12 protein-coding genes and 2 rRNA genes are annotated in these 12,250 nt (G+C 75.5%); 3 read left to right on the top strand and 11 right to left on the bottom strand.

Annotated features, from left to right (window positions below):
• Positions 1–121 precede the first annotated feature (121 nt).
• Complete coding sequence (locus ACI79T_RS12120; protein ID WP_456610314.1) at positions 122–901, top strand: TetR/AcrR family transcriptional regulator; 780 nt, start codon at positions 122–124, stop codon at positions 899–901.
• A 226-nt stretch (positions 902–1,127) separates the two neighbouring features.
• On the opposite strand, the gene ACI79T_RS12115 is transcribed toward ACI79T_RS12120, so the two are convergent.
• The 5 genes from ACI79T_RS12115 to ACI79T_RS12095 form a co-directional block, all read right to left on the bottom strand.
• Positions 1,128–1,838, bottom strand: a complete 711-nt coding sequence (locus tag ACI79T_RS12115) for a methylase (protein WP_456610313.1) — start codon at positions 1,836–1,838, stop codon at positions 1,128–1,130.
• 63 nt (positions 1,839–1,901) lie between these two features.
• Positions 1,902–3,722: a DNA repair protein RecN gene (gene recN / locus ACI79T_RS12110; RefSeq protein ID WP_456610312.1), complete on the bottom strand. Its 1,821-nt coding sequence runs from the start codon at positions 3,720–3,722 to the stop codon at positions 1,902–1,904.
• The gene (locus ACI79T_RS12105; protein ID WP_456610311.1) at positions 3,697–4,749 is read right to left on the bottom strand and encodes an NAD kinase; all 1,053 of its coding nucleotides are present in this window, start codon (positions 4,747–4,749) and stop codon (positions 3,697–3,699) included. The genes recN and ACI79T_RS12105 overlap by 26 nt, the downstream gene beginning before the upstream one ends.
• Positions 4,746–5,543: a TlyA family RNA methyltransferase gene (locus ACI79T_RS12100; RefSeq protein WP_456610310.1), complete on the bottom strand. Its 798-nt coding sequence runs from the start codon at positions 5,541–5,543 to the stop codon at positions 4,746–4,748. Before ACI79T_RS12100 ends, ACI79T_RS12105 begins: the two co-directional genes overlap by 4 nt.
• Positions 5,543–5,779, bottom strand: coding sequence for a hypothetical protein (locus tag ACI79T_RS12095; protein WP_456610309.1), 237 nt, complete (start codon positions 5,777–5,779; stop codon positions 5,543–5,545). The genes ACI79T_RS12100 and ACI79T_RS12095 overlap by 1 nt, the downstream gene beginning before the upstream one ends.
• Positions 5,780–5,977: 198 nt before the next feature.
• Between ACI79T_RS12095 and ACI79T_RS12090 the strand changes: the two genes are divergently transcribed.
• Positions 5,978–6,295 carry an alkyl sulfatase C-terminal domain-containing protein gene (locus tag ACI79T_RS12090; protein WP_456610308.1) on the top strand — a complete coding sequence of 106 codons (318 nt, stop codon included), beginning with the start codon at positions 5,978–5,980 and terminating at the stop codon, positions 6,293–6,295.
• A gap of 10 nt (positions 6,296–6,305) precedes the next feature.
• Here ACI79T_RS12090 and ACI79T_RS12085 read toward each other — a convergent pair whose 3' ends face one another.
• Positions 6,306–7,421: an HAD-IIA family hydrolase gene (locus ACI79T_RS12085; protein WP_456610307.1), complete on the bottom strand. Its 1,116-nt coding sequence runs from the start codon at positions 7,419–7,421 to the stop codon at positions 6,306–6,308.
• Positions 7,418–7,843, bottom strand: a complete 426-nt coding sequence (locus ACI79T_RS12080; RefSeq protein ID WP_456610306.1) for a tetratricopeptide repeat protein — start codon at positions 7,841–7,843, stop codon at positions 7,418–7,420. Before ACI79T_RS12080 ends, ACI79T_RS12085 begins: the two co-directional genes overlap by 4 nt.
• Positions 7,844–7,952: 109 nt before the next feature.
• Between ACI79T_RS12080 and ACI79T_RS12075 the strand changes: the two genes are divergently transcribed.
• On the top strand, positions 7,953–9,263 hold the full coding sequence (locus ACI79T_RS12075) for a DUF1015 domain-containing protein (protein ID WP_456610305.1): 1,311 nt from the start codon (positions 7,953–7,955) through the stop codon (positions 9,261–9,263).
• A gap of 18 nt (positions 9,264–9,281) precedes the next feature.
• Here ACI79T_RS12075 and ACI79T_RS12070 read toward each other — a convergent pair whose 3' ends face one another.
• The 4 genes from ACI79T_RS12070 to ACI79T_RS12055 form a co-directional block, all read right to left on the bottom strand.
• The gene (locus ACI79T_RS12070) at positions 9,282–9,641 is read right to left on the bottom strand and encodes a single-stranded DNA-binding protein (protein WP_456610304.1); all 360 of its coding nucleotides are present in this window, start codon (positions 9,639–9,641) and stop codon (positions 9,282–9,284) included.
• Between the two features lie 99 nt (positions 9,642–9,740).
• Positions 9,741–10,580, bottom strand: coding sequence for a hypothetical protein (locus tag ACI79T_RS12065; RefSeq protein ID WP_456610303.1), 840 nt, complete (start codon positions 10,578–10,580; stop codon positions 9,741–9,743).
• A 1,326-nt stretch (positions 10,581–11,906) separates the two neighbouring features.
• Positions 11,907–12,023 (bottom strand): 5S ribosomal RNA (gene rrf, locus ACI79T_RS12060).
• A 109-nt stretch (positions 12,024–12,132) separates the two neighbouring features.
• A 23S ribosomal RNA gene (locus ACI79T_RS12055) occupies positions 12,133–12,250 on the bottom strand; the annotation flags it as partial.

Raw genomic sequence — 12,250 nt, 5'->3', positions numbered from 1 at the left:
CGGCGGTGCGGTGATCAGGGCTGTCCCCACGCCTGACCTCGGCGGTTCCGAACCGGCGCCCGGGGCGGACCGGGCCGCGCCGGCGCAGTCCCCGTCGGCGGAGTCCCCCGCCGGACCGGCCATGGCGCCGCCACCCCCGCCGATCCCGCCGGCGGTCGAGGACGATCCGGCGCCCCCGTCCGGCAGCCCGGGCGCGGCGGAGGCCGCTCCCCCGGCCGGCGTGACCGACCGTGATTCCGGCGGCCCGCACCGCGCCCGCCGGGCGCTGCGCGGGTCCGGCATCCGCGAGCGCCGCCGTCAGCAGACCCGGAACCGGATCGTCGACGCCGCCGCCGAGCTGTTCGCCGAGCGCGGCTTCGACGCGGTCAGCGTCGTCGAGATCGCGCAGCGCGCCGGGGTCGTGGAGAAGACCGTCTTCAACCACTTCCCGGTGAAGGAGGGCCTGGTCTTCGACGCCGACCCGCCCATGCGGGCCGCGCTGCTCGACGCCGTGCGCCGGCGCCCCGCCGGTGAGTCGGTGTCCGCGGCCGCCGGGAGCTTCGTCGTCGCCGCGATCAGCCTGCTGGGCACGCCGGAGGCCGCCGACGGCGTCGCGCAGATGGCGCAGGTCATCCGCGGCAGCCGCACCCTGCAGATCCGCGAGCGGGAGATCCTCGGCGAGCTCACCGGCTCGCTGGCCGACCTCATCGCCGAGGAGACGGCCGCCAAGCCCGGCCAAATCGAGCCGTGGCTGGCCGCCCACGCCGTCCTCGGCCTGTACGCCTCGCTGCTCGAGCTGGCGCGCGACCGGGTCCTCGACGGGGTCAGCGGGCCCGAGCTGGCGGCGGAGCTGCGCCGGCAGGGGCGTCGCGGCCTCGCACTCCTGCAGTTCGGCCTGGCCGGCTACGCCAAGTCGCGGTGACATCTGTGGTCCTCCGGATCACACCGCGGCCACGTGCCGTCCCCGAGCTGGGCTGAGCCGTTCGCCGAGCTTCCTCGGGAAGCCCTCCGGGCCCCCGCTCGTCGGAACGCCTCGCGGGGCGGCTCACGTCCCCGTCCGCGGGTCTTGACCTGCTCCGGTTGCTGCCGCGGCTTCCCGTCCTGCCTCGGGGAACCCTTCGGGCTCCCGCTCGGCAGGACGGCGCTCGTCAGAGCTGCAGTGACTTCACCAGCTGGTCGGCTCGGTCGCCGGGGAGGTCGGGGTCCCGGGTGAAGAGGACGACGGCGACCATGTAGCCGTCCTCCCCCGCCCAGCCGTGGCCGTCCGCGCAGAGCCGGCGGATGTGCTCGCGCACCTTCGGCTCGTTGCTGTAGGGCCCGAAGTCCAGGCCCATGGCGAGGAAGTTCACGACGCGGTAGCCGAGCTCCTCCGCGGTCCGCACGGTCGCCACGGGGTCGGAGTAGCTGGCCACGGCGGAGATGACGTTGGTGTACCCCGCCTTGAGCAGCTGGAGCACCAGGTCGTTGCCGTGCACACCGCCCCACAGCTCGGGCATCAGGATCTCCCGGTCGGGGGCCGGGATGTAGGGCGGGTTCGAGATGACCGTGGACGCCTGCTGCCCGCCGGCCGAGTCGGCCTGGTCGAAGAAGTCGCCAAGCTCCACGGTGTACCGGTCGGCCAGCCCGCGTTCGGCGATGTTGGCCCGCGCCTGCTCGACCGACGGTGCGCTGATGTCGTAGCTGTGCACGCGCAGCCCCGGGAGCGCCTGCACGACGTCGGCGATCGCGGTGGCGTCGCCGGTGCCCAGCTCGTCGACGCCCTCCTCCGCCCAGTGCAGCTGGTCGCGGTACTGGGCCAGCAGCATGCACACCGAGAGGCCGTAGTGGGCGGACTCATCGGTGGAGGAGAAGCAGGTCACCGATGCTCCTTACCCCGGCACATTGCCCGGCACTCCCCGGTCACCCGACCCGGCGACGGCCGGTCAGCGGGCGGCGGCGGCGACGGCGACGAGCTCCCGGGCGTGCGCCTGACCCGTCTCGCTGTCGGCCAGGCCGGACAGCATCCGGGCGAGCTCGCGCACTCGGTCCTCGCCGTCGACCGAGCGGATGTCGGTGGCGGTGACCCCCGCGCCGGTGTCCGGTGACTTGTCCACCACGAGGTGGGTGTCGGCGAACGCCGCCACCTGTGCCAGGTGGGTGACGACGACGACCTGGTGGTCCCGGGCGAGCCGGGCGAGGCGTCGCCCGATCTCCCCGGCGGCCTGACCGCCCACACCCGCGTCGACCTCGTCGAAGACCATCACGGGTACCGGGTCGGCGCCGGCGAACACCACCTCGATGGCCAGCATGACGCGCGAGAGCTCACCGCCGGATGCGCCCTTGTGCACCGGCCGCGGCGGGGCACCAGGGTGGGCGGCGAGCAGCAGCGCCACCTCGTCGACGCCGTCGGGACCGGGGTCGTCGGGATGGCTGTCGATGCTGAAGGACACCCGGGCGCTCTTCATCGCCAGCCCGGCCAGCTCGGCGCCGACCTCCGCGGCGAAGCCCTCCGCCGCGGCCCGGCGTGCGGCGGAGATCTCCGCGCCGAGCCGGTCGACCTCGGCGCGGGCCGCATCCCGTTCGGCCGCCAGCGCCTCCAGCGCCTCGTCGGAGACGTCCAGCTCGGCGAGCCGGCGCTGCGCGTCCTCCGCCCAGGAGAGCACGCCGGCCACGCCCGCACCGGCGTCGGCGTACTTGCGGACGAGCGCGGTGATGACCGCCCGCCGGTCGAGCACCTCGGCCAGGCGGCCGGGGTCGGCGTCCAGGTCGGCGACGTACCCTGCCAGCTGGCCGGCGACGTCGGACACCACGGCCACCGCGTCGGCGAGGTCCTGGGCCAGCAGCACGAGGGTGGGGTCGTCGGAGGCGGCCAGCGCCCGCTCGGCGATGGCCAGCGCGGCGGACGCGTCCTGGGGCAGCTCACCCCCGCCCAGGTCGCCGGTCACGTCACCGATGAGCGCCGCGCGCGCCTCGTCGGCGGCGGCGCGCAGCGCGTCGGCGTCGCTGAGCCGCTTGGCCTGGGTGTCGAGCGCCTCGTCCTCGCCCGGCTCGGGCGCCACCGCCTCGATCTCCTCCAGGCCGTGCCGCAGCACGTCGGCGGCCTGCGCGAGCTCGCGGGCCTGGCCGTGCCGGCGCTCCAGGTCCGCCGCGAGGGCGCGCCAGCGCTGGTGCGCCTCCCGGTACCGCTCCAGCAGGGCCAGGTGGTCGGCGCCGGCGTAGCGGTCCAGCGCCCGGCGCTGCTCGGCCGGCCGCGAGAGCCGCAGCTGGTCGGTCTGCCCGTGCACCGCCAGCAGGTGCTCGGCCAGCTCGGCGACCACCCCGACCGGCACGCTGCGCCCGCCGAGGTAGGCGCGGGACCGGCCCTCGGCGCTGACCGTGCGGGCCAGGATGAGGCTGCCGTCGTCGTCCGGATCGGCACCGGCGTCGGTCGCGCGCGCCCAGGCCGGCGACTCCGGTGGGAGCTCCAGCCGCCCCTCCACCCCGGCGCGGCCGTTCGCGCGGACGCGTCCGGGGTCGGCCCGCCCGCCGAACAGCAGGGTGAGGCCGGTCACCACCATGGTCTTGCCGGCCCCGGTCTCCCCGGTGACGACCGTCAGACCGCGGCCGAGCTCGAGCGTGACGTCGTCGATCGCGCCGAGGCCGCGGATGCGCAGCTCGGTGAGCCGGCCGGCCGCGGCCGCGGCTGCGGTCGCCGCCGTCGCCGCCGGCGTGGGCCGGTCAGACGTCCTCGTGGGCCGGTCAGACGTCGTCGTGCGTGCCGCCACCGCTCACCTCCCGCGCCGGGGCCGGGAGGTCCGTGCCGTCGGCGGTGACGACGTCCCGGGCCAGGACGTTGCGGCTGGTGAACAGCTCGTGCCCCGGCCCGGCGTGGCGGGCGTCGCGGAAGCCGTGCACCGGCAGCCCGAACTTCGCGACGAGCCGGTCGCCGAACGTCGCGGCGTGCACGCGGGCGATGCGCACCGGACGGTTGGCCCGGCGCACGTCGACCCGGCCGCCGTCGGGCACCTCGAGGGTGCGCCGCCCGTCGGCCGACACCCGGGCCCGGTTGCCGTCCGCCGGGATCGCGACGGTGAGCACCGAGTTCGGCGAGGTGACCAGGGGCCGGGCGAAGAGGGCGTGCGCGTTGGTGGGCACCAGCAGCAGCGCCTCGACGTCGGGCCACACCACCGGGCCGCCGGCGGAGAAGGCGTAGGCGGTGGACCCCGTCGGGGTCGCGCACAGCACGCCGTCGCAGCCGAAGCTGGTCAGGGGCCGGCCGTCGATCGCGATGACGACGTCGAGCACGCGGGACCGCTCGGCCTTCTCCACCGAGACCTCGTTGAGCGCCCACGTGCCGCCGACGACGGTGCCGTCGCCGTCGCGGACGTCGACGCGGATCGCCAGGCGCTCCTCCACCGAGTACTCGCAGTTCTCGATGGCGGTCAGGGTCTCCTCGACCGCCTCGGGCTCGGTCTCGGCGAGGAACCCGACCCGGCCGAGGTTCACCCCCATCAGCGCGGCGTCGGTGTACCGGGCGAGCTCGGCGGCGCGCAGGAAGGTGCCGTCGCCACCGAAGACCATCACGATCTCGGCGTCCTTGGCGGCGTTCTCGTCGCAGGGCACGACCTCGGCGCCGGGGATGTCGAGGTCGGGCGCCTCGTCCTCGAGCACCTTGACCCCGATGCCACCCCGCATCAGCCGCGCCGCGGACGTCTGGGCCAGCTCGACGATGTCCTGCCGCCCGGTGTGCACCGTCAGCAGGACCCGCCGGGCCTCCTGCCCGTCGGGTGTTGCCGTGCTCGGCTCGCTCACTGGGGTCCCTCCTGGACTGCTCGTCGGACGGCGTCCTCCTCGACCGGCCCGGCGTCGGACCGCAGCCAGAGGAAGAACTCCACGTTGCCGGCGGGGCCCGGCAGGGGGCTGGCCACCACACCGGCTGTTCCCCAGCCGAGCGCTGCTGCTGCTCTGCCCACCTCGAGCACCGCCTGCACGCGGTGCTCGGGATCCCGGACCACGCCGCCGGCGCCCAGCCGCTCCCGCCCCACCTCGAACTGCGGCTTGACCATGGGCAGCAGGTCGGCGCCGGGGCCGGCGCACGCGGCGAGCGCGGGCAGCACCAGGCGCAGCGAGATGAAGGACAGATCGGCGACCACCAGGTCCACCTGCCCGCCGATCGCCTCCGGCGTCAGCGTGCGGACGTTCGTGCGCTCGTGCACCCGCACCCGGTCGTCGGTGCGGAGCGACCACGCCAGCTCCCCGTACCCGACGTCGACGGCGACCACCTCGGCGGCGCCGCCACGCAGCAGCACCTCGGTGAACCCGCCCGTGGAGGCGCCGGCGTCCAGTGCGCGGCGCCCCCCGACCGCGACGGGGAACGCCTCGAGCGCACCCAGCAGCTTGTGCGCGCCGCGGGAGACCCACGACGGCTGGTCCGGGTCGGTCCGGACGACGACGGGGGTCCCCGCCTCCACGCCGGTGGCCGGCTTGGTGGCGGCCTGGCCGCCGACCGCGACCCGCCCCTCCGCGATCAGGGCGACGGCGTGCTCGCGCGACCTCGCCAGCCCGCGACGGACCAGCTCGGCGTCGAGCCGGGCGCGACGGGCCATCAGCGGGGGTCGATCGTGCCGAGCTCGCGCTGCAGGCGCGCGTGCTCGGCCTCGAAGACGGCGACGTGCTCGGCCACGGGCAGCTCCTCGAGGCCGGCCAGCCCGCGCGGGGCGTCCGAGCTCTCCGCCGGTGCGCCGTCCGGGCCGGAGCCGGTATCTGGCGCGGCGACCGGCGCAGGCCCGGGCACGGGCCGGTACGGCCCGGGTACCGGTCGCGGCACGGTCGGCTCGGTCATGGTGCGCCTCTCGGGTGCGGGATCGGGGAACGGACGAGGGTCGCGGGCGGCTGCGGCCGGTGCCGGCGCCTCCTGCGGAGGTTACCGGCCTGCGGCGACACCGACGGGCCGGACGGAGCAGCGCGATAGCGTCGGGGCGACCGCACCGACCGCCGACTCCTGGGGAGACCTGCCCGCGTGGCCACGATGGACCAGTGCATGACCGCCCTGAACGGGATCCTCGGTGACCTCGCCGCCAACCCGGCGGCCGCGGGGCTGGACCGCAGCCTCTCCTGCCGGCTCACCGATCTGGACCAGGTGGTGCTCGGCCGGCTGAGCTCCGGCGCGGTCAAGCAGCTGCACGCGGTCCCCGATGGTCCGGCCGTCCCGAAGGCCGACATCCGGCTGACCATGACCAGTGACGACCTGGTGGCGCTCACCGACGGCCGACTGTCCTTCGGGTCGGCGTGGGCCAGCGGCCGGGTGAAGCTGGAGGCGGGCGTGCGGGACCTGCTGCGGCTGCGCAAGCTGCTCTGACGGCGGCAGGTCAGGTTCCCTCCGGCGGCGCGAGGCCCCAGGTCGCCACGGCGTCGGTCGCCGGTCGTCCGGTGGCCACCACGTGCACCGGCGCTCCGTCATCGGGGTGCGCCGCCCAGTGGGCGACGCAGAGCGCCCGGAGACCGTCCAGCCCGTCGGGCACCGCACCGGTCGTCCCGGCGTCGCCGTCGGAACCGGCCAGCTCCAGTCCGGAGCCGCCCTCGACGGCCCGGACCGTCCAGCCGCCGCACCGCCAGGACGAGCCGTCGGACGTCACCTCGGGGTGGGCGTGCAGCAGCCCCGAGGCGTCGGCCGCGAGCAGGTCCGGCCGGTGGGACGGTCCCGCCGCGAGCAGGAGCGCCGGGTCGGTGACGCCGGAGAACACCAGCAGGCTCGCCGCGCCGGCACGGCGGGCTCCCTCGATGTCGGTGTCCAACCGGTCCCCCACCACGAGCGGGCGGCGGGCGCCCGTGCGCCGGACGCACTCGGCGTGCATCGCGGGGTCCGGCTTGCCGGTGACCAGCGGCTCCCGCCCGGTCACACCGCGGACGACCGCCACCATCGCGCCGTTCCCGGGTAGCGGGCCACGAGGCGACGGGATGCTGGCGTCGGCGTTCGTGGCCACGTGCCGGGCGCCGTTGCGGACGGCGACCACGGCCTCGGCCAGCTGCGCCCAGCCGACCTCCCGGCCGTATCCCTGGACCACCGCGTCCGGTCGGTCGTCGGCGCTGTCGACGACGGTCAGGCCGGCGGCCATGAGGGCGGCCGCGACCCCCGGCCCGCCGACCGGGAGCACCCGCGCCCCGTCGCCGAGGAGTTCGGCGACGACGGTCGCCGCGGCCTGGGAGCTGGTGATGACGTCCGCCGGCTCGGCCGGGACCTGCAGCTCGGTCAGGTGCTCGGCGACCTGCTCGGGCGTGCGGGCGGCGTTGTTCGTGACGAACCCGAGGCGCATGCCGGCGGAGCGGGCCTCCGCCAGGGCCGCCGGCACGCCGGGAACGGCGTCCGGGCCGACGTAGACCACGCCGTCGAGGTCCAGCAGGGCCACGTCGTAGCGCCGGACGGGCGGCTCGGGGCACCCGGCAGCCAGCGCGGTCGCGGAGGACGAGAGGGGCTGCTCGATCACGCTGACTCCCGGGTCCGGCGGGCGCGGACCTCGCGCAGCGCCCGCGCGTAGTGGGCCGAGTCCGGCCGCATGGCCACTGCGAGCGCCAGGTGCTCGACGGCGAGTGGGAGGGCACCGGCCCGGCTGGCGGCCAGGCCGAGACCGAACTGGGCGTAGTCGTCGGTGGGGTTGGCCGCGATCAGGCTCGCGAAGCTGGTCATCGCCTCGCGATAGCGGTGGGCGTCGTACTGGGCGCGTGCCAGCGCCTCGCGGATGCTGCGCGACGCCGGCTCGGCTTCGGCGGCACGGGCCAGCAGGGTGGCCGCAGCATCCGGATGGCGATCCGCGAGCAGGTCCAGGCCTCGGCGGTACCACTCGTAGACACCGCCGCTCGGGGCGTCGCCGGCCCCGGCACGCTCCTCCGCCGAACCGCCCTCGGGCACCGCTGCTCCCCCTCCTGGACGGCTCCGCGCCGGTCTGCCGCGCCTCGTCACCGGGCCCGGTCCGGAGCGGCCGACCCCGTCCGGCCGTGCCACTCCTACGATTCTGGTCGTGCTCTCGTCGTCGGCAGATCCCCGGACTCCCCGACCGGCCTCCGGGCTCGACGTCCGGCCGTTCCGGGCCCTGACGTACGGAGAACGCGATCCCGGGTACCTGGCCCGCGTCAGTTCGCCAGCCTACGACCTGGTGACGCCCTCCGGCCGGGATCGGCTGGCCGAGGCCGACCCGCACAACGTGGTCCGCCTCATCCTGCCGAGGCCGGACGCCGGCGGCGGGGAGGACGGCGGCTCCGCCCACCTGGCTGCCACCACTCTCCGGGCGTGGGAGGCCGACGGCGTCCTGGTTCGCGACGAATCGCCGGCGCTGTGGCTGTACGAGCTGCGGCCGGCCGATGGCGGGGCGGCCACGCTGGGCTGGCTCGGGGCGGTCACGCTGCCACCGGCGGATTCGACGGCCGTGCTCCCGCACGAGGACACCTATCCGGCAGCCGTCGAGGGCCGCCGTGCCCTGCTGGCCGCCACGCGGACGGACCTGGAGCCGATCGTGCTCGCCCACGATCCCGAGCCGGCGGTGACCCGGGTGACGGAGGCGGTGCGCCGGACGCCTCGCACCTTGGAGCTGCGGGACGCCGACGGCGTCCTGCACCGGCTCTGGCGGGTGACCGACGGCGCGACGGTGGACGCCGTGTCCGCGGCGCTCAATCGCACCCGGGCAGTGATCGCCGATGGTCACCACCGGTTCGCTGCGGCACGCGCCAACGCCCGGGCCCAGCGGTGTGCGTCGGGGACCGATGCCGTACTGGCTCTCGTCACGCCCATGGGGTCGGGCGGTCTCCGGGTGGACCCGATCCACCGCGTGGTCCCCGCACTGTCCTGGAGCGACGCCGTCACCGCAGCCGGGCGCGGTTTCGTCACAGCCGAGGTGGCGGTCGAGGGGGCGGGCCGGGACGGCGTCGTCGCAGCGGCGCGCGCGTGGCTCGGCGACCCCGCCGAGCGAGGGCTGCTGCTCACCGACGGCGTTCGCCTGGTGCGGTTGAGCGCCGCCACGCCGGACGTCCGCGCCGCGGTCCCGGCGGAGGCCCCGCCGGCCTGGCGGGATCTGGACGTGGTGCTGGCTCACCACGGGCTCGTGCACCACCTGTGGGGCCGCCCCGACACTGTGGACTCCGTGCTCATCGCCCACAGCCTCGACGAAGCCGTGCGGACAGCCGAGGACCGGGCCGGCGTGGCGGTGCTGCTGCGGGCGCCCTCTCCCACGGACGTCGCCGCCGTCGCACGCGCCGGGGCGCGGATGCCGAGGAAGTCGACGCTGTTCGTGCCGAAGCCCAGAACCGGCCTGGTGATGCGCCCGCTGCCCGACTGAGCGGGCCGCCGAGCCGCTTCATGCGGTCTCCTCGGCCGTTCGCGCGGCCGACCGCGGGACCTTGCGTCCGCGCCGGCAGTTCACCTCGCACACCGACGCCGTGCCTGATCCGGTGCGCCAGAAGCGCCGCTGCAGGGCGCCCTCGACCTCCACCACGTCACCGGGCTGCCATACGGCCATGCGCCGTTGCAGTGCGCGGTCGTAGGTGATGCAGGTGAGCACGTCCACCGACTGCCCCCGCACCCGCGGCGCCGGCCGCCGGACCACCAGACGGAAGGTCAGCAGCGTGTCACCGCTGGGCAGGGTCCGCAGTTCTGCGGGGGCGGACACCCGCCCCCGCAGAACCACGTCGTTGCGATCGATCACAGCCACGGTCATGACCGAAGCCTGTCCGCTCTGCGCGCTATCGGGAGTGCCACGCAGCGATCTGTGGACGCCATGCCCGCGTGTGGACGGACTCCGGCGTCCTGTCGGACGTCAGTGCTCCGGGGCGCTCTCCGCGGGCCCGGAGCTGTCGGCCGCGTCCGCGTCCCCGTCGTCGGTCTCGCCCAGCAGTTCGGCGACCTCCGCCTCGACCTCCTCGGCGAAGCTCAGCCTGGGCTCGGCCGACCCGGCCGCGTCCTCATCCGAAGCGTCGTCCGCGACACCGTCTAGCTCGGCGGCCTCGCCGTCCCCGAGGCCCAGATCGTCGACGTCGAGCTCGAGGTCGACGTCCTCGGCCGGCGCCCCGGCGTCCAGATCCTCGTCGTCCTCCGCCTCCGTGAACTCGACGCCGAGGTCCTCGCCGGCGAGCTCGGGATCGATCTCGGCGACGGCGCCGAGCCACTCCGCTGCCCGGGCCGTCTCACCCTGGGACTCGAGGAGCTCGGCGTACGCAGCCGCGAGCCGGAGCCGGCCCTCGTCCCCCGCGCGGAGGTCTGCGGGCTCGGGACGGCCACCCAGGGCCGCCTCCAGCACCAGTCGAGCTGCCGCATCCTCGCCCAGGTCCTGGCGGGCTCCGGCTTCGACCAGGCGGAGTTCGACCTCCTCCTCCGCGTCCACACCTTCGGTGAGCGCTTCGTTCACGAGACGGATGGCGACCTCGGGCCGGCCGAGCGCGCGCTCGCAGTCGGCGAGCACGGCGCGGTAGCCCTGGTCCCCGCTCATGCGGCGGTAGGCGCGGATCTCCCGGGCCGCCTCGGCGAAGTCGCCGGCGTGGTAGGCCGCCACGCCGACCGCCTCGCGGACGACGGCGAGACGTGACGCCCGGTCACGTGCGGCCCGAGCGTGCGCGAGCGCGGTCTCCGGGTCCTCGTCGAGGAGCGTCCCGGCGACCACGAGGTGCCCCGCGACCGTGGTGGAGTTGCGAGGGTCCAGTCCGCGCAGCGCAGATCGGGTCGCTTGGTCCAGCTGCCGCGGGTCGGCCCACTCAGGGATCTCCGGGCCGGCCGGGACGGGTGGGCGCCGGTCCGCGACGTCTCTCGCCGGACGCCGGTCCTGCCAGTCACCCCGGGAACGGTCACCCTGCGGACGCTGCGGCCGGTCACCCTGCGGACGACGGTCCTGCCAAGCGCCCTGCGGACGATCCGAGCGCTGCGACCGGTCACCCTGCGGACGCCGGTCCTGCCAATCACCGCGCGGGCGGTCACCCTGCGGGCGCTGCGGCCGGTCGCCCTGCGGACGGCGGTCCTGCCAGGCGCCGTGCGGACGATCCGAGCGCTGCGGCCGGTCGCCCTGCGGACGGCGGTCCTGCCAGGCGCCCTGCGGACGATCCGAGCGCTGCGGCCGGTCGCCCTGCGGACGGCGGTCCTGCCAGTCACCGCGCGGACGGTCACCCGGCGGGCGCTGGGGACGATCGCCCTGCGGGCGCTGCGGCCGGTCGCCCTGCGGACGGCGGTCCTGCCAGGCGCCCTGCGGACGATCCGAGCGCTGCGGCCGGTCGCCCTGCGGACGGCGGTCCTGCCAGGCGCCCTGCGGACGATCCGAGCGCTGCGGCCGGTCGCCCTGCGGACGGCGGTCCTGCCAGGCGCCCTGCGGGCGGTCACCCTGCGGACGACGGTCCTGCCAAGCGCCCTGCGGACGATCGGATCGCTGCGGCCGGTCGCCCTGCGGACGGCGGTCCTGCCAGGCGCCCTGCGGGCGGTCACCCTGCGGACGACGGTCCTGCCAGCTGCCCTGCGGACGATCCGAGCGCTGCGGCCGGTCACCCTGCGCACGCTGGGGACGGTCGCCCTGCGGACGGCGGTCCTGCCAGTCACCCCGGGGACGGTCACCCTGCGCACGCTGGGGACGGTCGCCCTGCGGGCGACGGTCCTGCCAGCTGCCCTGCGGACGATCCGAGCGCTGTGGCCGGTCACCCTGCGGGCGCTGGGGACGGTCGCCCTGCGGACGCCGGTCCTGCCAGTCACCACGCGGTCGGTCGCTCCCCGAACCACCGCGGTTGCCGGCGTTGCCCCCGGATCCGCGGTTGCCTTGCGGGCGCGAGCCGCGGGATGCCGGTCGTCCGTCGCCGGATCCGGCGCCGCCGGAACCGCGTCGCGGAGCAGTCATGAGTTGTTGGTACCTCTTCGCTCGACGCCGCACACGGCCGAGACGGCCGGCGGCGGAATGGAAAAAGCGAACGGGGGTCAGAGCGCTAGCTCTGACCCCCGTTCGGTAATGGTTGTCCGGCGGCGTCCTACTCTCCCACCCCGTCTCCAGGGCAGTACCATCGGCGCTGAAAGGCTTAGCTTCCGGGTTCGGAATGTGACCGGGCGTTTCCCTCTCGCCATGGCCGCCGTAACTCTGTGAACATGTCGAACCAGACTGGTTCGTGCGTTCAGAACCGCACAGTGGACGCGTGACATCTATTAGCTGACTCGTTTTCACAAACCTGAGTAGATAGGTGTGTGTGGTCAAGCCCTCGGCCTGTTAGTACCGGTCAGCTCCACACCTTGCGGTGCTTCCACTTCCGGCCTATCAACCCGCTGGTCTGGGCGGGGGCCTTACCCGGTTAACCCGGTGAGAGA

Source organism: Blastococcus sp. SYSU DS0619, from assembly GCF_054051035.1.
This window is presented reverse-complemented; position numbering and strand designations above follow the sequence as displayed.

What these genes read in the sequence shown, in the direction of transcription:
- ACI79T_RS12120 (WP_456610314.1), top strand. Translation starts at nt 122, where the DNA reads ATGGCGCCGCCACCCCCGCCGATCCCGCCGGCGGTCGAGGACGATCCG.
- ACI79T_RS12100 (WP_456610310.1), bottom strand. Translation starts at nt 5,543, where the DNA reads ATGGCCCGTCGCGCCCGGCTCGACGCCGAGCTGGTCCGTCGCGGGCTG.
- ACI79T_RS12095 (WP_456610309.1), bottom strand. Translation starts at nt 5,779, where the DNA reads ATGACCGAGCCGACCGTGCCGCGACCGGTACCCGGGCCGTACCGGCCC.
- ACI79T_RS12090 (WP_456610308.1), top strand. Translation starts at nt 5,978, where the DNA reads ATGACCGCCCTGAACGGGATCCTCGGTGACCTCGCCGCCAACCCGGCG.
- ACI79T_RS12070 (WP_456610304.1), bottom strand. Translation starts at nt 9,641, where the DNA reads ATGACCGTGGCTGTGATCGATCGCAACGACGTGGTTCTGCGGGGGCGG.